The sequence below is a fragment of the Psychrobacter sp. H26 genome (assembly GCF_059073035.1).
Window position 1 is genome coordinate 2,133,645 of record NZ_JCACRW010000001.1, and the last position, 23,177, is coordinate 2,156,821.

Annotated in this window: 16 protein-coding genes; 6 read left to right on the forward strand and 10 right to left on the reverse strand. The window is 44.2% G+C overall.

Going from position 1 to position 23,177, the window contains the following annotated elements:
* Nucleotides 1–50 precede the first annotated feature (50 nt).
* Both AC5JPT_RS08880 and AC5JPT_RS08885 read right to left on the reverse strand, forming a co-directional pair.
* Entirely contained in the window at nucleotides 51–3,155 is a 3,105-nt protein-coding gene (locus AC5JPT_RS08880; protein WP_493857830.1) for an efflux RND transporter permease subunit, read from the reverse strand.
* The gene (locus AC5JPT_RS08885) at nucleotides 3,152–4,483 is read right to left on the reverse strand and encodes an efflux RND transporter periplasmic adaptor subunit (RefSeq protein ID WP_493857831.1); all 1,332 of its coding nucleotides are present in this window, start codon (nucleotides 4,481–4,483) and stop codon (nucleotides 3,152–3,154) included. Before AC5JPT_RS08885 ends, AC5JPT_RS08880 begins: the two co-directional genes overlap by 4 nt.
* Nucleotides 4,484–5,008: 525 nt before the next feature.
* On the opposite strand from AC5JPT_RS08885, the gene AC5JPT_RS08890 reads away from it, so the two are divergent.
* Nucleotides 5,009–5,137: a hypothetical protein gene (locus tag AC5JPT_RS08890; protein ID WP_493857832.1), complete on the forward strand. Its 129-nt coding sequence runs from the start codon at nucleotides 5,009–5,011 to the stop codon at nucleotides 5,135–5,137.
* Nucleotides 5,138–5,289: 152 nt separating this feature from the next.
* Here AC5JPT_RS08890 and recG read toward each other — a convergent pair whose 3' ends face one another.
* Complete coding sequence (gene recG, locus AC5JPT_RS08895; protein ID WP_493857833.1) at nucleotides 5,290–7,653, reverse strand: ATP-dependent DNA helicase RecG; 2,364 nt, start codon at nucleotides 7,651–7,653, stop codon at nucleotides 5,290–5,292.
* Between the two features lie 276 nt (nucleotides 7,654–7,929).
* On the opposite strand from recG, the gene AC5JPT_RS08900 reads away from it, so the two are divergent.
* Complete coding sequence (locus AC5JPT_RS08900) at nucleotides 7,930–8,910, forward strand: patatin-like phospholipase family protein (RefSeq protein ID WP_493857834.1); 981 nt, start codon at nucleotides 7,930–7,932, stop codon at nucleotides 8,908–8,910.
* Between the two features lie 185 nt (nucleotides 8,911–9,095).
* Here AC5JPT_RS08900 and AC5JPT_RS08905 read toward each other — a convergent pair whose 3' ends face one another.
* A complete protein-coding gene (locus tag AC5JPT_RS08905) occupies nucleotides 9,096–9,677 on the reverse strand; it encodes a hypothetical protein (RefSeq protein ID WP_319052099.1) in 582 nt (193 codons plus the stop codon).
* Between the two features lie 554 nt (nucleotides 9,678–10,231).
* Between AC5JPT_RS08905 and argA the strand changes: the two genes are divergently transcribed.
* Nucleotides 10,232–11,554 (forward strand): amino-acid N-acetyltransferase, encoded by a 1,323-nt coding sequence (argA, locus tag AC5JPT_RS08910; RefSeq protein WP_319052100.1) that lies wholly within the window; start codon nucleotides 10,232–10,234, stop codon nucleotides 11,552–11,554.
* A gap of 146 nt (nucleotides 11,555–11,700) precedes the next feature.
* On the opposite strand, the gene bamJ is transcribed toward argA, so the two are convergent.
* Nucleotides 11,701–12,432, reverse strand: a complete 732-nt coding sequence (gene bamJ, locus AC5JPT_RS08915; RefSeq protein ID WP_443526796.1) for a BamJ family beta-barrel-assembly machinery protein — start codon at nucleotides 12,430–12,432, stop codon at nucleotides 11,701–11,703.
* A 444-nt stretch (nucleotides 12,433–12,876) separates the two neighbouring features.
* Between bamJ and AC5JPT_RS08920 the strand changes: the two genes are divergently transcribed.
* Nucleotides 12,877–14,541, forward strand: a complete 1,665-nt coding sequence (locus AC5JPT_RS08920; RefSeq protein WP_493857835.1) for a mechanosensitive ion channel — start codon at nucleotides 12,877–12,879, stop codon at nucleotides 14,539–14,541.
* Nucleotides 14,542–14,730: 189 nt separating this feature from the next.
* Here the strand turns inward: AC5JPT_RS08920 and AC5JPT_RS08925 are convergent, their stop codons facing one another.
* Complete coding sequence (locus tag AC5JPT_RS08925; RefSeq protein WP_493857836.1) at nucleotides 14,731–16,236, reverse strand: hypothetical protein; 1,506 nt, start codon at nucleotides 16,234–16,236, stop codon at nucleotides 14,731–14,733.
* Nucleotides 16,237–16,530: 294 nt separating this feature from the next.
* Between AC5JPT_RS08925 and budC the strand changes: the two genes are divergently transcribed.
* Nucleotides 16,531–17,313, forward strand: a complete 783-nt coding sequence (gene budC, locus AC5JPT_RS08930; RefSeq protein WP_493857837.1) for a meso-2,3-butanediol dehydrogenase — start codon at nucleotides 16,531–16,533, stop codon at nucleotides 17,311–17,313.
* A gap of 106 nt (nucleotides 17,314–17,419) precedes the next feature.
* Here the strand turns inward: budC and AC5JPT_RS08935 are convergent, their stop codons facing one another.
* The 3 genes from AC5JPT_RS08935 to AC5JPT_RS08945 all read right to left on the reverse strand — a co-directional run bounded on the left by AC5JPT_RS08935 (nucleotide 17,420) and on the right by AC5JPT_RS08945 (nucleotide 21,109).
* Nucleotides 17,420–18,109 carry a lysophospholipid acyltransferase family protein gene (locus AC5JPT_RS08935; RefSeq protein WP_493857838.1) on the reverse strand — a complete coding sequence of 230 codons (690 nt, stop codon included), beginning with the start codon at nucleotides 18,107–18,109 and terminating at the stop codon, nucleotides 17,420–17,422.
* 177 nt (nucleotides 18,110–18,286) lie between these two features.
* Nucleotides 18,287–20,173, reverse strand: a complete 1,887-nt coding sequence (parE, locus tag AC5JPT_RS08940; protein ID WP_493857839.1) for a DNA topoisomerase IV subunit B — start codon at nucleotides 20,171–20,173, stop codon at nucleotides 18,287–18,289.
* A gap of 276 nt (nucleotides 20,174–20,449) precedes the next feature.
* Nucleotides 20,450–21,109 (reverse strand): YqiA/YcfP family alpha/beta fold hydrolase, encoded by a 660-nt coding sequence (locus AC5JPT_RS08945; protein WP_493857840.1) that lies wholly within the window; start codon nucleotides 21,107–21,109, stop codon nucleotides 20,450–20,452.
* A 188-nt stretch (nucleotides 21,110–21,297) separates the two neighbouring features.
* Between AC5JPT_RS08945 and AC5JPT_RS08950 the strand changes: the two genes are divergently transcribed.
* On the forward strand, nucleotides 21,298–21,558 hold the full coding sequence (locus AC5JPT_RS08950) for a DUF1289 domain-containing protein (RefSeq protein ID WP_493857841.1): 261 nt from the start codon (nucleotides 21,298–21,300) through the stop codon (nucleotides 21,556–21,558).
* A 198-nt stretch (nucleotides 21,559–21,756) separates the two neighbouring features.
* Here the strand turns inward: AC5JPT_RS08950 and AC5JPT_RS08955 are convergent, their stop codons facing one another.
* Nucleotides 21,757–23,010, reverse strand: coding sequence for a hypothetical protein (locus tag AC5JPT_RS08955; RefSeq protein WP_493857842.1), 1,254 nt, complete (start codon nucleotides 23,008–23,010; stop codon nucleotides 21,757–21,759).
* Nucleotides 23,011–23,177: the final 167 nt, after the last annotated feature.

Sequence of the window (23,177 nt, forward strand, 5' to 3'; positions counted from 1 at the left end):
TAATAGTATGTCACGTGAATGATAAATCAAAAACATCACATCAGATCACATCATATCTTACTGTCCGTGGTTGCCTGATCTTTACCGCTTGGCACCAGCCATTTGGCAAACCATCCTGATAGATCATCCATCAGAGTATAGACGACTGGAATGACCACTAGGCTAAGTAGCGTTGAGGTGACCAGACCGCCCAATACTGCTGCTGCCATCGGTCGCCTAAATGTTGGGTCAGCATCACCCCAACCGAACACCAATGGCAACATACCAGCGCCCATTGCAATAGTAGTCATGATAATAGGGCGCGCGCGTTTGCGGCATGCATCTACGATAGCTTCAAAACGTGCCAAGCCTTGGCGCTGCGCAATCAGTGCATAGTCGACGAGCAGAATTGAGTTTTTGGTCGCAATACCCATAAGCATGATAAAGCCAATCATCGAGGGCATCGACAAGCTACTATTGGTAATGACCAAACCAACAAACGCCCCGCCTATCGATAACGGCAATGCCATTAAAATAGTAAACGGCTGCAACAGACGACCAAACAACAAGATAAGCACACCCAAAATACAGACCACTCCTACCGACATGGCAATAATAAACCCACTAAAGAGATCGGCCATGTTCTCAGCTTGACCCTGATCAATGATAGTAATCGCAGATGGCAGTTGCTGCATGGTGGGTACAGATTTGACCGCTTGAACCAAATCACCAAGCTCACCACTCGCTGGTTGTACGGTGATACTGATAGCCCGCTCGCGATCTAACCTACTGATCTGCGCAGGACCTGTGCCAAAGTCTAGATCAGCGACCTCGCCCACACGTACCCCTTGTCCTGCAGGTAGTGTACTCGGTACATATAGACCTTCTAACTGACTCACATTTTGCTTGGCCACATCTGGCAGACGCACCACGATAGGAATCTGACGCGTATCCAGATTGAGCTTTGACAAGCGCTGCTCGTAGTCGCCAACAGTCGCCACGCGCAATGTGGTCGCTATGTCCTGAGTTGTGACCCCTTTATCAGCCATTGCCAGTCTATCAGGCGTTACCGTCAGCTCTTGACGCGGCAGACTACGGTCACTGGTCACAGCGCCTGCGCTCGGTAGCCCGCGTATTTCGGTCATGATTTGCTGGGCCGTTTGCTCCAGCAGTTGCGGATTGGTGCTGGTCAATGAAAAGTTATATCCACTCTCTCCGCCACTTGATAAGCCTACCGTAAAGCGTGCTCCTGGCACACCTGTCATCAACTCGCTGATTTTTCGTTCGATTTCTTTTTTGGTGCCTCGTTCTGCACGCGGCGCCAGCACAATATCTAAGCCTGCGATGTTCTCAGCTTTACCGCCACCACCATCTGATGCGCCCATTGACGCTTGCGCCTCTCCCACTGAGGTGAAAATATTGGTCACTTCAGGCATTGCTAAGATACGAGTGCTAGCAAGTGCCGCCACGCGTTCTGTATCGGCCAATGAGACATCAGGTGTCAGCTCAATGGCTACCCGAGTCTGGTCGATGTCATTATCCGGAATGAACGAGGTCGGTAACAGTTTGACTAACCCTAGTGAAGCCACGAACAGTACCAGCGTAGCAGCCATAGTGAGCCAGCGATGATGCAGTGTCCAAGAGACAATCTTAAGATAATACGTCATGATCGCGCTTTGTTTTTCGATGTGCTTTTTCTCTGGTCTGAGTATATACGCTGCCATCATAGGGGTGATCAGACGCGCTACCATCAGTGATGCAAAGATAGATAACGCAGCGGTCCAACCAAACTGACGAAAGAACTGTCCGACAATACCGCCCATAAATGCCGTCGGTAAAAACACCGCAATCAAAGTAAAAGTAGTGGCAACCACCGCCAGACCAATCTCATCGGCCGCTTCCATAGCCGCCTCATAAGGCGTCTTTCCCATACGTAAATGCCGAATAATGTTTTCGACCTCGACGATGGCATCATCAACCAACACCCCGATGACCAATGACAACGCCAGCAGCGAGATGATATTGAGGCTAAACCCAAACAGATACATACCCAAAAAGGTCGGTATTACTGATAAAGGTAGGGCAACAGCAGCCACAATCGTCGCTCGAATATTGCGCAAGAATAGAAATACGACGACAACGGCTAAAATACCTCCTTCGATTAGCATACGTAGCGAGGATTCATAGTCTTCAGCTACTGGCGTTGCGCGATCATAAACTTTTTCGATATTGATATTACCTACATCAGCTGTGAGCTTGGCAAGTTCCTCATCGACAAGCTTCATGACATCGACTTCGCTGGCACCGCGTGAGCGAGTGATGTCGAACGCCACCACCGTCTCCCCATCCAACTTAGCAATAGAGCTTGGATCAGCGGCGCCATCAGTAATTTGTGCCATACGTCCAAGCGCTTGTGTACCGCCTGTGGGCACAGCAACCTGTACATTATTGAGCTCATTTGCACGCTCAACAGCACCCAGCACACGGATAGTTTGAGTGGTATTACCCACTTCAGCTTCCCCACCCGAGCTGTCTTGCTGGATACCAGCGATTTGCTGTGACAGTTGCGAGATGGATAGTTTTAGACCACTGAGCGCAATTGGATCAGCAGCAACTGTGATTTCACGCTGTAGACCTCCAACACGGCTAACGGTACTGACACCAGGTATATCAGAGAGCCGCTTGGTGACGGTATCGTCGACAAACCACGATAGATCCTCCACACTCATGTTTTGAGCGGCCACAGAATAAGTGACGACTGGAAACCCTGCCGTAGATACTTTGGTAATAATAGGATCATTGGCAGCGGCTGGTAAATCTCCTCGTACTTCACCGACTGCCGAGCGTACATCATCGACGGCTTCTTGAATGTCTTTTTCTAACGTAAACTCAGTCGCCATCGTCGCGGCACCAGTCTGTAACGTGGTACGAATGTGACTCACACCCTCGATACTGGTCAGCTTATTTTCGATCTTTTTTGCGATGTCGTTTTCGAGCTGTGAGGGCGCGGCGCCTGGTAGTGTTACCGTCACGACCACAGCGGGTAGATCTATATCTGGGAACTGCTGCACCTTCATTTTCATGAAGCCGTAAATACCGCCCAATGTTAGAAGCACAAACAGCAAGATAGCCACTAGCGGGTTTTTGATCGAGTAAGCGGAGACGTTTAAACTCATGACTGTGCCTGCACTGCTGTACTCGTTTGGCTCACACCATCTACGATACGCACCAAGTCACCATCATTTAAAAAGCTACCACCTTGTTTTACAATTCGGCTATCACTTGGCAAAGGCTCTAATACGGCGACATTTTCACCCAGTCTTTCGCCTAGTGTCACACGCTGTTGCTTGATACGGCCCATAGACTTGTCGTCTCGAGACGTGGTCTCAGCCATCACTAGCATCACATAATCGTAGCCATCGTTGCTCACGATAGCGCTATTCGGAATCGTTTGGGTATTGGTACTTCCAAGCAGGAACTGGCCTGTCTGATACATGCCAGCACGTATGTTTGCATTGGGAGCCAAACTTGCATAAATCGTGATTTGGCGATTGCTGTCTGCTGTCGGGGCAATACGGCTCACCTGCCCCATCACTGCATCACCGCCAGGCAGAGCGACTCGTACCGATGTACCAACGTTGATATCGCCAATGAGTTTAGGGTCGATATCAGCCTGCCATTCTAAAATACCGCCTTTGATAATTGTAAATAAAGGCTCGCCGCCTGCGACCTGCCCAACCTCTACCATCTTGGCACTGATGATACCGCTCACTGGTGCGACCACTTTTGCATTATCACGTGTCAAACGCTGATTGCTCAAACGAGCTTTGGACGCCTGCAAAGCGGCTCTTGCACGTACTTCAGAGGTACGATAGCGATCAGCTTCTTGTTTGCTAATGGCATCAATATCGATAAGAGGCAATACACGTGCCGCATCTGCACTAGCATTGGCAAGCGTTGCTTCTGCTTCTGCGACATCTGCCTCAGCCTGCAGCACTTGTTGCTCCATCGCATCGGTGTCAAACATTGCGAGGACTTGTCCTGCGCTTACACGGTCACCCTCCTCGACCAGTATACGTTCGATGGCAACACCATTTACTTTTGCACTGACGTTGGCAGTGTCTTTGGCATTAATGGTGCCATCAGCACTGAGTGTACTACCGATATCCTCTTGGCTTGGACTGATAGTTTCTACTGAGAGCACAGACTGCTCCGTACTAGTGCTACCATCGGCTACACTATCGCCTGCCAAACTAGTGGACGCTGCTGACTCGTCCGTTGCTGCCGTATCATTATTGCCCCAATACTTGCCCAAGAGGACACCAACGACCAGCACCGCTGCCAATACAGGCAGCAGCCATAGCGGCATTTTGGAAGTGGGCTTTTGAGACAGGGTATCAGATTGACGATACGGTGGTAGTTTGGAGGGTTCGGATGGCTCAATATTGGTGTCTTGCTCGCGAGTTGGTACGTGCTTATCCTCAGGCTGTTTAAAATCACTCATAGTTGGTCTCTATAAATAAGCACGGTACTAACGCCGCAAAAAGTATAAGGGAAACAAGATGATGTAAACCGATATTATCAACAATAGTCTTTTATCATTGTAGACTATCTCTTTACAGGGTCAATTGTGTAGAATATCTGCATAGTCAATTGATGATGATTATCAGAATATAGTAAGACATTGAACTTGATAAAGATATTAACAGCCAAAATTATAATGTGAGTAAAAAACCGACCACGATAGTTTATCGTTGTGTATCCACATTGCGTCCAAACCTATTTATCTATTCTTTTATATCTAATATTCAACCTTCAAGGCATCTCTTTGACAATAACGCTTAATCCTTTATCCTTTGGATAGATAAGTAGCTGAACATGATGTCGCAGCGAATGCACGGATATGTAAAAGGCGCACTTAAAACAGCAACTTGCAATAACTCACGATACATACGCCCTACAGTTTATACTTGTATTTATGAGGTAATTTGTCATTATTGATATAATGTCATCAATAAAGGAAACCATCATGGCTAATAAAGTAGAAGTAAAAAAGATTAAGCAAGAGATTAAAGATACCAAAGTAAAAATTAAGAAAAAACAGAAAGACCTTAAAGATTTAAAGAAGTCATTAAAAAAAGCTAAAAAAGCCAAATAGCTTTTTGCTGAGAAATGGCTTAATGCTGAGAGTAAGCCGCTTTTATGAAATAGCTTGGGTTCAAAATAGAAGAGGATAGCTTTGGCTGTCCTCTTTTTTGCTGTTTATTAATGGTACGAAAATCGCAGACGATATTGCTAGGCTTGAGCTGACTAGGCGTTGGTATAACGACTGGCCTCTGGCATCCAGCGATGAATTAATTGGCTGACATCTGGTTTACGCGCTGGATCTGCTATCAAATGCTTAGCCAAACGCTGAGCAATGGCAAATAATTGCTCATCACGTATCAGGTCAGCCAAATAATATCCAACGTTACCCGTTTGGCGCTTACCCAGCAGTTCACCCGGTCCACGCAGCTCTAGATCCTTTTGAGCAATGACAAAGCCATCAGTGCTATCACGCAATACCTTGAGACGCTCTGTGCCAGTCTCTGAGAGTGGCTTTTGATAGAGCAGCACACAGTAGCTTTTAGTAGAGCCTCGCCCAACACGCCCGCGTAATTGATGCAGTTGTGATAGACCCAAGCGCTCAGCATTTTCGATCACCATAAGCGACGCATTAGGGACATCGACACCTACTTCGATTACCGTTGTCGCAATCAGCAAGTCCAAGCTACCTTCCTTAAACGCTTGCATGATAGCTTGCTTATCAGCAGATTTCATTTTGCCATGCACCAGCCCAATGCGAATATCTAAGCGCTCATTTAAGTCTTCATAGGTGGCTTCAGCCGCTTGTGCATCTAGCACGCTTGATGCCTCGACTAACGAGCACACCCAGTAGGCTTGCCTGCCTGCCTCACAATTAACAGCTATGCGCTCAATCACCTCATCACGTCGGTTCCGATCAACGGTCACCGTCGTAATTGGTGTACGTCCTGGCGGCAACTCATCAATGATGGAGGTATCCATGTCGCCATAGACACTCATCGCCAGCGTCCGCGGAATTGGTGTTGCTGTCATGATCAGTTGGTGCGGCGTGCTATTGGCCACGCCTTTATTGGTCAATGCCATTCGCTGCTCAACGCCAAATCGATGCTGCTCATCGATGATGACAAGACCCAGCTTGGCAAACTGCACTTGCTCCTGAAACAGAGCATGCGTACCAACGATGACTTGTACGGTATTTCCTGCAACTGCTTCCAATGCCTCACGACGTTGTTTGGCCGTTTGCTTGCCAGCAAGCCAGCCAACACTGATCCCTAGTGGCTCAAACCATTGCTTGAAGTTTACCAAATGCTGTTCTGCCAAGATCTCAGTCGGCGCCATTACGGCCACTTGCCAGCCGCTATCTAACGCATATCCGGCAGCCCCTGCTGCAACCAATGTCTTACCAGCACCCACATCACCCTGTACCAATCGCAGCATCGGAATTGAGGTTGCCATATCTGTGATGATATCTGTCATTACTCTTTTTTGCGCACCTGTTAAATCAAACGGCAATGCGCCAAACAACTTATCGGTAATCTGGCTATGAGTAGTACATTTAGGCGCTTTGTGCTGATGCAGTTGCTGGCGGCGATATAGTAGACTGAGCTGATGAGCAGTTAACTCTTCAATAATCAAACGCTGACAGGCAGCATGAGTGCGTGCCGTCAGTTGAGTCAATAACTTGTACTGCTGGCTCGCATTTGTATAAGTCGGCGGTGTATGTAACAGCACTAATGCTTCAAATATCGTCAAATTATAGACATTGTGCTGAGCAATACTGGCAGCGACGTTATGTATGTCGTTATCTGCCTGATAGGTAGAAGGACTGGGTTTATAGACTCTATTGCCAATCGCATTGCTAGTCACATTGTCAGGCACGCTACGCGCCAACGTCGAAAAAATATCTTCTGGGTATTCTGTCTCAGATACAGCTGGTGTGGCAGGTTCAAACGGCACGAGTGGTAAATCAGCAACGACTGTAAAGTCTTCGGCTGTGAATAAAGTCATGGGCAAACCCTGACTACGAACTGTCTGCAATGCCAGTTTAATCAAGGTGCGTAGTTTGTTTTGATGCAGACCTTTCACGCTAGGATAGATAGGCTGTAGACCGGTATCGGTTGTGACAGTATTGTCAGTGATGATCTGATACTCAGGATGATGTATTTGTTTGCCGTAACGGCTGACTTTGACTTCCCCAAACAGCTGTAGCCGTGTCCCCATATTCATGGTCTGTACCAGACCACGATAGACCTTAAAAAACCGCAAGGATATCGTGCCCGTATCATCGTCCACGGTCACGGTCATACCGCTGCGTTTGGTATCGACATGGACGACCCGACCAGTGATCAACGCCGACTGTCCATGCGCCACCTCACCGATTGATACCAGCCGACTACGATCTTCATAATCACGCGGTAAGTGGAGTAGCAAATCAAATATCCGTTTGATATTCAGTTGCGCTAGTTGCTCTGCCACTTTTGTCCCAACGCCTGCCAGCGCTGTCACTGGCATGTCTAGCGATGAAAGTGGTAAATCAGACCTTGTGTGGACTTTTACACTGGCTAAAGAAGTATTCGTTGATACTGACATCAAAAATCCTAACGATATTATTTTTAATTTTTATATACTAAGTGTGTTTTTAATATACCGTACATGTTGGCAGTTGTCATAAAATAGCTACCATATATAGCACATATAAAAATACCAATTCGTATCATTATAGCTGACAATACAATTGCTTATGCCCAGCTATTTGGTAGTACTGCTGCAAAACAATCCAATGGCAAACGACTGAACGTCTGACTGTTATCCATTGAACAACTTCTATCTTCTTTTTACATCATGGCAACGCTATAAGGTGCTTTTATGTTCGCTTCTGCTTTTTATAGTCACCTTCCTCTAGGCCTACTACGCGCCAGTCTGATGACTGTATTTGGACTTACTATCAGTGCTTGTAGCACCTTGACGCCCAACTATTCAGTAACGTCAGAACCAGCCATAGAGCCACCTAGTGTTGCACTGGTATTGGGCGGCGGCGGTGCGAAAGGCTTTGCTCATGTGGGGGTAATCAAAGCATTAGAAGAGAATGGCATTAAGCCTACAATGGTGGTTGGTACCAGTGTCGGTAGCTTAATTGGCAGCTTGTATGCGAGTGGCTACACGCCTGCACAGCTTGAGCAGTTGGCACTGACCACATCGAGCAGCCAGCTGACAGATTTTACGATATCCAATCAAGGATTTGTTGAAGGTATCAAGCTCAAAAACTTTATTAATAATAAAGTGAACGCAAAAGCAATAGAGGAATTTCCTATTAGCTTTGCAGCGGTCGCAGCAGAAAAGCATACTCTAAAAAAGGCCGTCTTTACGACGGGTGATGCAGGTCTTGCTGTTCAAGCCTCTTGTAGCGTGCCTAATATTTTTATCGCGCCGCGCATCCCCGAAAAAGTCGGTAAAAAATACGTCGATGGTGGGGTGGTGAGCCTAGTCCCTGTAGATAGCGCTCGTGACTTGGGTGCGGATATCGTTATTGCTGTTGATGTGACCACTGCTCAAGACAATGTCGCTACGATTAATCCCCCCTTAACCATCAGCTCATTGAGTGACTTTTGGGGGTTTCTCGAAACCAATATCGTATCACCCGCAACGAACAATCGCACCTCACCAATGCGCCGCGAGCGAGATCGTGCTGATATTGTCATTGCACCAAATGTGGGACACATAAGCTCAATAGATACCGGGCAGCGCCGTCATCTTATAGAAGCAGGCTCACAAGCGACTGCATCACACATCAGCGCTATCAAACAACTGATACAAGAAAAATCCAAAAGCAAATACGCAACCCTTTAGTCAGGCCTATCCAAAGACGCTTATCTAAAAGCACTTACTAAAAAATTTCAGCCAACATTTATTTCAGTACATAAAAAAGCACCATAGCCATAAGCCGTGGTGCTTTGTACTAGAACCTATTGTTACTTATTAGCGCTTAGCAAACGCCTCAAAGTAACGTTTTCCAAGCCGTAGCTGATTTAGTGTTATTTAACACGTGCGCGGTACTTTACTGCTACCGTATCATTCAGACCAACGCCTTCGAGATCCCAGCGAACTGCTTTATAGTATCTGAGCGCGACATCTTGCAGTTGATTATCTACCTTTGTACGTAGTGGCATACGAGCGAAGTTGTTGCCATCAACACTACCATATGGGAAATCAGGTGCCACAGTACCAAGCAGCTCTACTTGATCAGGAATACTCATAGTAACCGTCATCTTACGCACACGATCTGCATTGGTATTGGTGAAGTATCCTTGATACTCCAAAACATTGCCAGATTGCAATCTAGTATTAGTATCAACAGGAACGAGAGTCTCTTGACCATTGGCATCGACGCTTACCAACGATGCTGTGATTTTGCTATTGACCGCTTGGGCGCTTGAGTTACCGCTCGCACTTGCCTGCATTGCCATTGAACTATCAACTGCTTGCTCTGGTGTTGGGAGCATTGCTGACGCTTGCGTGACTACCATTGCACCGATGAGCGTACCGGCAACAACGTGAAATAAGCGATGACCGCTCCAAGCACTAAATGGGCTAGCAAATTGGTTACTTTTTTTCATAATTCTCATTATCCCTAGTTGATATTTCGGTAAAACGCAGATGGCAAAACGTAAACTTTTTAAATCTATTCAATAGTTGTCTTATATCGCTCATGACTACTTGAGCAACCTAGCCCTAATACTACAGCACATATAACTGATGGTATGACTTAAACCATAGCCGATAAGCAAGTTAGCATTATTTGCTTTTTGACTATTTTTTCCTATCAAGTACATGATCACGTCACAGTTGCTATTTTTTCAGAGCCACTCTTTTTATAAAGTCACTTCTTACAGAGTTGCTTCTTACAGAGTTGCTTCTTATAAAATCACTATTTTTATGATTATCTTCGTTCGCTAACCGTAAAGCAATAGCGCTTAGCATAGCAAAAAGCTTTTGTGTGTACATTAACCCCGTGTTGAGGTTGTGTATATCATAATATTGCGATAAAACACCCGAACACAGCTGAAATAAAAGATAGCTCATAACCGCGTTTTTTGCTATGGTAAATCTTTAGCGTAAGGCATGTTTTTGCTGCGCACTCTTTCTTATTCTAACGACTACTGCTCCCATTATGACTACTAGTTCCATGCCCCAGATTAATCCTGAATACGTCCATTGGTTCCGTAACTCTGCCCCATACATTAATACCCATCGCGGCAAAACGTTCGTGATCATGTTTGGCGGTGAAGCGGTCAATCATCCTAACTTCAGCACATTGATTCATGACTTTGCTTTGCTCCATAGTTTGGGCATCAAGCTGGTACTGGTGCATGGGGCACGACCACAAATCGAAAAGAACCTCAAAGACGACAACATTGAGTCTCCGCTACATCAAGATATCCGTATCACTCCGCGTGCAGCGATGCCAGCTATCCTACAGGCGGTTGGCGCTATTCGCTTACAGATCGAAGCACAGCTGTCGATGGGGCTTGCCAATTCGCCTATGTATGGTTCGCGCATTGATGCTATCTCAGGTAACTTTGTGACGGCGCGCCCTTATGGCATCCGTGAAGGCATTGATTATCAAATGACGGGCGAAGTTCGTTCTATCGATGTGGAAGCCATCAAAAACAATTTATTACACGACCACACCGTGATATTAGGCTCTATGGGCTATTCAGCGACGGGTGAGGTGTTTAACCTGTTGGCAGAAGACGTTGCGCTTAGTGCTGCAGTAGCGTTAGGAGCTGATAAGCTTATCTTCTTGGGTGAGGAAGCTGGCATCAATGATGGTGATCGTTTATTACATGAGATGATTCCCAACGAAGTGGATCGCTTCTTGCGTGACCGTGATCTAAACTGTGAAATCAATTACTTCTTAAACTGCGCAAGTCTAGCATGTCGCCAAGGGGTACATCGTACACATATCATCTCCTACGCCAAAAATGGCGCACTACTAGAAGAGCTATTCACTCGTGATGGTTCTGGTACGCTTATCAGCCACGACCCTTACGAAGAGATTCGCCGTGCTAACATTGATGACGTGGTTGGTCTTATCGAGCTGCTATCTCCTCTAGAAGAGCAAGGCATCTTAGTCAGCCGCTCACGTGAACGCCTAGAGCAAGAGATTGATAATTATAGTGTCATCGAACGTGATGGTATGATCTTGGGCTGTGCCGCGCTACATACGCTAGATGCTGAATCAGCAGAAGTGGCTTGTGTGGCTGTACGTCCTGAGTATCGCAGTGGTAGTCGCGGTGCTGACTTGCTGGCGTTCTTGGAGCAACAAGCGCGCAGTCATGGCTTGCATAAGCTATTTGTTTTGACGACTCGTACTGCGCATTGGTTCGTTGAGCAAGGCTTTGCTGAAGTTGAAGCAGATGCCTTACCAGAATCACGTCAAGAGCAGTACCACAATGGTCGCAACTCTAAAGTTTTTCAAAAGAACCTATAGAGGATAGCAAAGCTGATATTATTCTTATTTGACTTGTTCTAACAAGGGTAATATCAATCAAAACTAAAATATTTGCGCAAAAAAAGCCTTCATAATCATTATGAAGGCTTTTTATTCGCTAGATACTTATTTCACGCGCTAAATACTTACTTTACACTCAATAGCTCAACCGTGAAGATAAGCGTGCTGTTAGGCTCGATACCCGCATTACCCGCTTCGCCATAGGCGATATCTGATGGGATATAGAACTCGTACTTGCCGCCCTCTTTCATCAACTGTAGACCTTCTGTCCAGCCAGCGATTACTTGGTTAAGTGGGAACTCGATTGGCTCACCGCGCTCATAAGAGCTATCAAATACGGTACCATCAATCAATTTACCTTCGTAGTTGACTTCCACCACATCAGTTGCTTTTGGTGATTTACCAGTACCTTCTTTTAGTACTTTGTACTGTAAGCCAGAATCAGTTTGCTTGACGCCTTCTTTCTTCGCATTTTCTGCTAGGTATGCAGTACCTGCTGTTTTGTTTTCTGTTGCTTTGTTTTCCATGTCTTTGACGAACTGCTCTTCTTGTTCTTTTTGATAGGTCATCAATACTTCTTGCATCTGCTCTTGAGTCAATGCTGAGTCATTGCCTTCATAGCCATCACGGAAGCCTTTTTCAAAAGTATCTAGGTTCAGATCTTTAACTGCTTCTTTATTACCTTCTGCCATCATGAAGCCTAAGCTATAGCCCACTTTTTCACTTGCTGAGCTTTGCTCTGTGATAGAAACGCTTTGAGCGGCTGTTTCTTGACTGCCGTTATTAGTGCTACAACCTGTCATTAACAACATAGCACTAGCAAGAGCGCTAACGCTTAAAGTAGTGATTTTTTTCATAAAGTACTCTCTAATTGTAAGAATAGTGGCGAGATGTCACATTTCTCTATAATAACAAATCTTAGTTTTGGGAACCACGCTTTGCGCAAAATTATCGGGCGAATGTACAATCTGTGTAAATATTTCCTGTGATAATAACAAGTTATCACACAAATATAGTGTCGGGTAAAGCTTTCTGTCTTTAAATCCATCAATACTTCAGTTAAGCTGAGTTCGTTAAGGAGATAAGTAATCGAATGTTGACATTTATTATCAACATATGAGTATCAGTAGTAAATCGATAACTAAAAACCAAACTGATGCCGTTGATGATAGAACCATTCAAAAAATACTATCTTCGTATAACTAAACCCCAAGACATTATTTTAATAATCATCTACATATCTGTCTCGCTCACTCATAGTTTTATTAGCGATATTTATAGGATGCTTCAAGGAGGATAAGATGAACCCAATGTATACATCTTTTAACGGTTATCTTGGTGGGCCTATCGGTTCTATCATTGGTGCTATTTTGATATTTATCATTGGTTGGCTAGTAGCACTCGGTATCGCAGCACTTGTCCGCGGTGTCCTATCTAAAGTCAATCTCAATCAACGCATGAACTCTTCAACCGGTAAAACTTACGATCTTGAGGGCATTATCTCCAAGATTGTTTTTTGGTTTATCTTTATCATTGCCATTTCAGGCGCGCTTAGCCAACTGAACCTAAACTCAATCTCGGCGCCATTTGCAAATATGGTCAACCAAGTATTGGCGTTTATTCCTAACCTCATCGGTGCAATTGCTCTTGGTGTCATCGGTTGGGTCGTTGCTACGGTAGCTCGTACTGCTATCAATGCTGCACTGTCTAAAACCTCAATGGATGAGCGTCTAAGCGCAAAAGCTGGCGTAAAACCGATGAGCAGCACGATTGCTGACATGGTCTACTGGTTCATCTTGTTAGTGGTGTTGACCATGGTACTTGGTCAGTTAGAGCTTGATGGTTTGTTTGCCCCATTAACAAATATGGTCGACAAAATCTTCAGCTTTATTCCTAACATCCTGATTGCAGGTGTGGTATTTGTTGTCGGTTACATCATTGCCAAAGTGGTTCGCGGCATCGTAACCAATCTTGTTTCTACGTTTAACGTTCAAGCATTGGCGTCAAAAGCAGGCTTAAGTGAACAAAACAGCCTACCTAACATTGCAGGTTCGCTAGCATTTTTAGTAGTTATTATTCCAACGATTATTGCTGCGTTAAATGCATTGAAAATCGAAGTAATTGCTCGTCCTGCGACCAATATGCTTAACAAAATTATGGAAGCATTGCCAAATATCTTTATGGCAGTCGCTATCCTAGTAGTGACTTTCTATGTTGTTCGTATGGTCGCCAATATCGTCAAAGGTTTGCTTGAGAATACGCAAGTGAATCAATTGCCTGCCAAAGTTGGCTTGCAAGAAACCATGGGCAGCCAGAGAGTATCGGACTTAGTTGGTCATGCGATTATCTTCTTTGCTATGCTATTTGCAGCTATTGCAGCCGCCGATCTATTAGGTTTTGTTGCTATATCAGGCATCATCACGATGTTCATCGCTTTTGGTGCTAACATCGTATTGGGTGCGATTATCCTATTCATTGGATTCTGGCTTGCCAATATCATTGCAGGCGTTGTTGAACGTTCTGAGCAAGGTTCACAGTTTTTAGCAAACATTGTACGTGTATTGATTATGGGCCTTGTACTTGCTATGGGTCTAAAAGCAATGGGTATTGCTGATTCGATCGTCAATCTAGCATTTGGCCTAACTTTAGGTGCCGTAGCCGTTGCCTTTGCCCTATCGTTTGGTCTTGGTGGTCAAGAAGCAGCCGCACGCTTCCTACGTAAGATGCAAGACAAAATGGATCGTGAACGTGACGAAGCGAAAGCGAAGTCTGCAGTCACGCCAAGCTCATCGACGCAAGAAAAAGTCGCTGATTCAGTACGTGAAAACACGCCTTCAGCTGCTACTACGTCTACCACTGACTTGCGTACTGATGTTATCGAAACGCCTCGCGTAGATACCAATGACATCTACAACAGTGATCAGACGCTTCCTGGTAGCAATCTTAACGATGATATCAATAAGTAAGCATCCATAACGCCTTACTCTTAAATAAAAAAAAAGACAGCCTAGGCTGTCTTTTTTTGTGCGCGTATCAGTAGAAATCGCTTAGAGGTAGGGTACAAAAAAATTGAAACCACATTGAAATAGCGTTGAAACAGCACCTGACTCAGAACCACCCTGCTCTAAAAACTACTTTGTAGAAATCGTTAATCCCTATTTGTCTTTTTTTGCAGGTATAGAAAGACTTAGCTGTATTTGAGGTAACTTAGCAGGCTTATTATTGTTCTCGTCATTGTTCTCGGATTTAGCATTATGATCAGCTTGCTTATTTGTTCTTTGGACGTTTTTCTGCGACTCCTGCTTTTTTAACTGCTGTATTTGTTTAGTCAACTGCCGCTCTCTTTGAGTCATCGTATCGACTGGCTGTATCCACACATCAATATCAATAAATGTCTCATTATCTTCAGTAATAAAGTCGATACCAAGCACAACGATATGATGTAACTCTACTATTGGTAAGCGCGTCGCTACGTCCTGTGCAATTTTTGCTAGATTCGGCTGGATAGCCGCTTTGCTGTTATTTGCCTGAGCATCCTGACCATAGAATATGAGTACATAGTGCCGACCCAAGCTCTCGTAAGAATGCTGATGTACCACATAGCCATCTTGTCTCAGCTTATCACTTTGCTTAGGATGTCTATATAGCGTACGGACCAGCTCATGCCGCGAGAACAACGACTCATCCAGCAGTTGTTGCTGCCAGCGAGACACTGAGATATCTGGCTGTGTTTGGTCGTCTGTCGCTGTCTGCTTTTCACGATACATTGCTATCATCTGTGCACTTAACTGCGACCATAGTGTCGCTGCTTGTTGCATATGCTGATGATACATCTGGGCAGTTGCGCTCTGATTTTTGTACGCGAGCGCCATGGTGACAAGTGCTGGATTGGGTTTATCCTGAGTTTCATGTTTGATAAGCGTATTATCTACTGTGATAGCAGGCGCCAATAAAGATGGACTTTGCAAAAACTGAGCCGCGAGTACTTCTTCTGATACAAAACTTGGCGCATGACTGATAGCCGAGTATTGCAACTGTGCTAAATGATAACTCAAAAACCGCCATAACTCGCAAGGGGTCTGTACCGCTACCAAGACCGATTGCCAGTCGTGCCAGCTGAACACGTGTAGTTGTGGCCCAGCCTCACTCATATCTACCACCAAATCCTCCAAAAAATAGCGAGCGCCGAAGTCATGCTTTAGACGACTGGGTGGTTTGGTCTGATGACTATCAGTATGTGCTGCACTCCTCTCTTCCTCATCAGTCAGCTGAATATCGACAACTAAAACATCATGGCAAGCGGGCTCTATGTCTTTAGTGTTGGTGTCGATACTTTCGGTGCGGTTTTTTTCGATGTCGTTTCTTTCGGTGCTTTTATTTTGAGAGGCTGATGCCTTACGCCATGCGAGGGCAGATTTTACCGCAGTCATACGTGCTGCACTAATATCAGCTGAGCTGGTATCTAAAGGTAAATACAGTGTCAACGCCAGCAGTTGCAGCTTGCCTACTGAGAGTTGGTAGAGATATTGGCAAGCATCATATTTTTGTCCAGCTGCTTGTATAGCAGGCAGCGTGACGCCTATCGCAGCTGACTGTAAATAACAGGCAAGCTCACTAGCAAGATAACTTTCATCAGATATTGCAGTAGAGGACTGAGACACAAATTCCAACCTTTTATTATCGTATATTAGGCGATTAGTCGCCTTTTGACTTCTCAAAACCATAGCGTTTTTACTAATATCATTGCTAGTACTTTAGTGCATTTACGACTGTAAAATTACGCTACATAAGCACCATCATACACAGTCGCTTTCAACGCAATGACTTGTTATGATGATATCAAAGCGGTGTTACTTGTTCGTAGATTTTATAATTATAGGCTGCATTCACGCACCGCTGTTAGGTTCATTTATCAAATTTTAATCAGCACTATATAATAACAAGGATTGAGCATTATGAAGCGTTTTAAAGAAAAAACCGTGATCGTCACTGGAGCAGGTTCAGGTATTGGCCGTGCCACTGCCATTCGCTTTGCTGAAGAAGGTGCTAGAGTGGTTTTGGTAGGGCGTACTGCTGATACCTTAGCAGAAACAGCAGAACAGTTTCCAGAAGATCATACGTGGATTCATACTGACAATTATCTATGTGTTACTTGCGATATCAGTGTACAGAGCCAAGTACAGGAGATGATCAAGCATACTATCGATAAGTTTGAAAGGATTGATGTTTTGGTCAACAACGCTGGAAAAGCGACTCAAGGTAAGATAACAGATCTGTCTGCTGAAGACTGGCGCTCAGCCATTGATGTTAATCTAAATGGTACATTCTATGTCTCACAAGCAGCGATGCCCCATTTGATAGAAACCAAAGGCAGTATCGTCAATGTCTCATCCCTCTCGGGAATGGGCGGTGACTGGAATATGGCCGCTTACAACGCTGCCAAAGCAGGTGTAACCAACTTAACGCGTACACTGGCGTTAGATCATGGTCCTGACGGTGTGCGCATAAATGCTGTCAATCCAAGTGTGACTAAGACCAGCATGACCACTGCCATTCAAGACAATGACAGTAAGACAGACAAATTTCTAGCTCGCTGTCCACTTGGGCGTTTGGCTGCCCCAGAAGATATTGCCGCTGCCATTACTTTTTTGGCCAGTAGCGACGCTGCTATGATTACTGGGGTGAACCTACCTGTCGATGGCGGCGTTAGCGCCTCTAACGGTCAGCCACAGTTCTAGTATCTTGGCTATGTAAATTAACAGCCACGATAAAATCACTTAAAAAAAGCCCCTGATAACATATTATCAGGGGCTTTTTTATCTTTGGAGATATACTAAAAAAGGCTTATTCAGATTTAGCTGCGTTGTTGATATCCTGTAGCGGCTGCGATAGACGCTCAGGATGCCTTGGCATGACGCCTTGGTATTGAGCATAAATCTTTGGTAAATCCGCTTCAATATCTCCAGTTGGATGTATCACAGATAAAAAACGAACTTCTTTGGTATTATAATCCAGCGCGACTGGCAAGATAGGCACGCCAGCACCGAGCGCCAAATAGTAAAACCCTGTCTTCCAGCTCTCGGTATACTGCCGTGTACCCTCTGGTGATAAGCCCAAAAATAGTGGCTCACCCGTCTTAAACTTATCGATGCTGGCTTGCAATACTGAGCCTTTTTCAGTACGATTGATCGGGATAATTCCCATCCAGTACAGCAGCTGAGACAATACTGGCACTCTAAACAGCGTATGCTTTGCCATGATACTGATTTTTAAATCTAGCGCAAACAAACTAGGAAGTGCATAAACGCCATCAACATTAGAGGTATGGGGCAGTGCCAATACCACAGCCTGAGAGATATTAGGAATATCACCAACCGTTCGCCATCCCAATGTCTTCATGAGCCACAAGCCAATCACAGGCGACACTTTATTACCGCGCCTAGGCACGTTGTCACCCACTTGTTTTCTACTGAGCTTTGGCAGTATCTTTGAGCGCGTAGATTCAGTAATGGCAGACTTAGAACGTTTAAACATCTTTGGTATCCTGACAGCACAATATAGTGAAAGGTACTGATATGATAACATCTAGCCTGTTTAACTAGGCTGAATTTTGCGTGCTTTTACTATGTGCAATAGCGCGCAGCCATAAATATAAGTAATACCCTATGTCGTTCACTTTTACACACATTTCCCAAGGCTCACTGATATCGATTAAGAAATATCAGCCAAGTCCCCTTTGCTCTCAAGCCACGACTTACGATCAGCGGCACGTTTCTTTGCCAGTAGCATGTCCATGATGCCATTGGTCAGTACCATGTCATCCATATCTAACTGCACTAACCGGCGCGTATCACGGCTCATCGTCGTCTCACGCAGTTGCTCGGCACTCATCTCACCCAGACCTTTAAAACGAGTGATTTGCGCTTTTTTGTTACCCGGTACCTTGGACAAAATATGGGCAAGCTCTGGCTCATCCAATGCATAGTGCACTTCTTTGCCCACGTCCACGCGATACAATGGCGGCATCGCAACAAATAAATGACCAGCATCCACTAGCGCAGGGAAATGCTTGACGAACAACGCACAGATCAGCGTCGCAATATGTAGGCCATCAGAGTCAGCATCTGCCAAGATACATATCTTGTCATAGCGCAGCTCAGACAGATCATCAGAGGCAGGATCCACACCGATCGCAATAGCAATATCATGAATCTCTTGGCTTGATAGTACCGTGTCTGAAGAGACTTCCCATGTATTTAAAATCTTACCGCGCAGAGGTAATATCGCCTGATAATGACGATCACGTGCTTGCTTGGCACTGCCACCTGCCGAGTCACCCTCTACTAAGAACAGTTCCGCGCCATCACGCAAATCACCACGGCAATCTGCCAGCTTACCCGGTAATGCAGGCCCTTGGGTAATCTTCTTACGAGCAACTTTTTTGGCTGATTTTAGGCGACGTCCAGCTTTATTAATTGCCAATTCCGCAATCTGCGTACCCATATCGGCATGTTGGTTGAGCCACAGACTAAAGGCATCTTTTGCCAAAGTCTGTACAGCGCCCGCAGCTTCACGGCTCGATAAACGCTCTTTGGTCTGTCCAGAGAACTGCGGCTCAGAGAACTTCAAGGATAAGATATAGTTCACCCCATCCCACACATCTTCTGCGGTCAGTTTCACACTACGCGGTAGCAAATTATGAATATCACAAAACTCACGCAACGCTTCTAAGATACCCGTGCGCAGGCCGTTGACGTGCGTACCGCCTTGCGCTGTTGGGATCAGGTTCACATAGCTTTCTTGAATCGGCGTACCGCCCTCAGGTAACCAAGATAATGCAAAGGTCACACCCGCACGTTCGCCTGCTTTTGCATCGTAGTTATAATAAAACGGTGCTTCAGGTAGCGTCTCAAGACCATCTAATTGCTCGCTTAGATACTCGACCACCCCATCAGTAAATTGCCAAACGACCTTTTCATCATTGATATCATCGGTGAACTCAATCGTTAGCCCCGCAGACAATACCGCTTTGGCTTTTAGATTGTGTTTGAGCTGCTTTACATTAAATTTGGGCGTATCAAAGAAACTACCATCGGCCCAAAAATGCACTCTAGTACCACGTTTACGTTTATTGGAGCTGACCGCTTCTGTCAATGGCGTCACGGGTGCGCCATTTTCAAACGCCATATCAAACTGGGTGCTATCACGCCATACCGTCACTTCAACACGTGTGGATAACGCATTGACGACAGAGATACCCACACCATGCAGACCGCCGGATACTTCGTAATTGGAGGTCGAAAACTTACCACCCGCATGCAAACGGGTCAAAATCAGCTCAATACCTGATTGACCAAACTCAGGGTGAATATCAGTTGGCATACCGCGCCCATCATCTTCGACAGACAGCGACCCATCACTGTGCAGCTGCACCTTGATGGTTTTAGCATAACCCGCCAATGCTTCATCCACCGAGTTATCAATGACCTCTTGCGCCAAATGGTTTGGTCGCGTGGTATCGGTATACATACCTGGGCGACGACGAACAGGTTCAAGCCCTTCTAAAACTTCTAACGATTGCGCATTATATTGACTCACAAATGCATCCTTAACTATTCATGTGCGTTTAACTCTATAAAGCCATTATAACCAAAAACAGCGACGTTAAGGTCAATAGTCCATTGTTCACGTCATATAATGTCGTCTGTTTAAGACTTTACTAGGGCGTGTCATCATTTAGATAGCGAGGCTTAAAATGAGATAAATAGTAGTCAAACGAGGAAAAAATTGCAGAGAATATAGGTATATTCGCAAAATTTTTGACGATGTTTGACAAGATTTAGCCATTTTAAGACCGCTAAATGATTGAATGAGCTAGTTGATGATACGCCCTAGCTCTCGTAGCCTCTCTATTACCATCGGTAGCTGCTCACCAAAATCACTAAAGCGATGATCGCCGCCTGCTTGTACGGTTACCGATGCACCCTGCCCTTGATAAAAAGTTTGAGACAGTTCAGAATTCAGCAGCTCATCCCCTTCTTTAAGCAATACAGCGACCTTGTTGGGATAAGTGACTTGAGATATCTGATGGTCTGCAAACCATTGCAAATCTGACGGCGTAATATGCCAACCACCCGCTGTTGTATGCAGGACTTTATTATCCGATGACTTACCATCGCTATCTTGAACTGTCACTGAGTTATCAGAAAAACGCTGTAGCGTGATATGAGGTTGAATACTAGGATTTAGTAGCAATGCAGGGCAACCTATTTGATTACTGATTAAAGTGGAAAAATACCCACCCAATGAGCTACCGACCAATACCGTGTTGGACGATTCCGTCTGCTCATCTTGGCTATTGCTCAACCCATCTACCAATGACAACAACTGCTCACGCACTTGCGCAGGAGATTTGTTTAAATCAGGACGCAGTACATTGATATCAGGATGATACTGCTGGCAGTATTTTTCTAACAGCAGCCCTTTGGTCGAGTTGGCATCGCTGTCCAGTCCATGGATATAAATCAGGTTCACGTATCCTCTCACTTATTAATTTTGTTATGATTGTCTTATATAGGCCAGTGACACTAAGCATAGCACCCGATGCGCAAAAATAATAACAATAAAACGGCACACTATTAGTCGGTATTTACGACATAACAATATGGTCATAATCGTTTTGTGCCAGTCAAAGGAATGACGGTAATCGCAATGGAGTCGCCATGAATCAACAGTTTGAGCTGTTCGACATTGACAACCCTTGTATCGGTGTCTGTCAAAGCAATAAAAAAGGCTATTGCTTCGGTTGCCTGCGCAGTCGAGCCGAGCGCCAACGATGGCATCATATGACAACAGAGCAGCGACGCGAGGTGCTAAGGCTTATCGCAGGACGTAAGCTGCGTATCGAGCTCATGCGGCTACGTAAAAACGAGCAGCTAGGATTTGATTTTGAAGAAGACGTTGAGATGGGTGAGTTGTTTTAGGTTAGATAAATGATTTTATGGGTCATAACTATTTTTGAATAATGTATAAATAATCTAAAGAGACACTTTTAATCTAAATCATATTTTAAATCAACAGTGTCTAATGCTTACTCATTTGAGTAGATTATAATTCTCATTTTACTGTTCTGAACATTTAATTTTATCTTCAGTGATATTCTCTGGATCGGTATATTCACTTTATATAAAAGAATTTTCGTTGGCTTCATTTTTTTCAATTTGTTCTATAGTAGTTGGTTGATAGCCAAAAACTTCTGCGAAACCTGTTATAAACTCATCAGTATCTCTAAAATCTTTGAAACAAGGCCATTCTATATAATCAACCTCACCAACTGAACCTGAATTCCCAATTCTAAGCATTATTGTCTTTGCGGCTTCAAAATTTTCTTTAAGTACAGATACACATATATTGTAATTGTCACCACAAGCAGACCAATCTTGAGATGATAGTATTGATTGACATTTATCATTGTTCCCAGAAAATTTATAAGCTAGAGCTCGATTAATAACGTATACCAATCTATCTCCTTCTGAGCCCCACTTCTTCAATGTGCAACATGCAAAGTCCAATAGTCTTATAGCTAATGAATAATTTTCTTCAATCAGGAGCTCATATATACAATGTGAAAGACTTTTTTCTGCTTTTTCTATTTCATTTGGACTAAGCTTTCGCCAAAGTACTTGAGATAATTTTAAACCTATTTCGTAAAGCACTTCATAAGACTGTCGAAGATATTTTACATTTGCTTCAAGTTTTTTACCTAAAACTATTTCTTCATCAATAGTTACATTGTATTTATTGCAAACTTTTAGGTATTGCTCAGAAACCACCCCATCGCAATGAACAAACAAGTTTCTACGCTCTGTTAGTTCTACAAAGTTTGGCCATGAATTTAAACCTTTAGTCAAAACTACAGAAAAGTTTCTCTCCATCCATGAGAACTGTTCCATATGACTTGATCTTAAAAAGCTTTCAACTTCTTTTAATATAATCTGTTCACGAGCTGCCTCTATACTACCTAGTTCAACTAGATCAGATAGTGATATGTTTTTATCTTTGGAATCTATTATTTCCGGCTTGAATGTTAGTATTTTAGTAAGCAAATTGCCTAGATAAGAATCAAATTCTGACACATAAGATACGTGGAAATTCTTAGGTAAAATTCCCAAAACAGTTTTGGCTCTATCACTTTTTCGTCCAAGTCTATATGAGTTTCTAATATCTTTATAATTTAACTTATACTTGGTCGAATCATCATCTTCTTCAATTTTTTCTGCATTATTGTCTAGAAATGTTTTATGCTTCTTATCTGCTTTGTCAGCCGCTACACTAGCTAACGCTAGTTGTATTGGTAGCACTTCATGAAGGGCTTCTAAATTATGAATATAATTATCAACTACTTGGTGCAAGTCTAAATTATTTGTGTTGTTCATACTATTTACTTCTCATATATATAGTAAAGGTATTAGATTACAAATTATTGTTTACTAAAACATTGGAATCTAATTATTATAAACTAATAGTATGAATATAGTACTTCAATCAGAAATATTTGACTCCTAATAAAAGAGCAATGACAAAGAAAAGCCCCCAACGAATT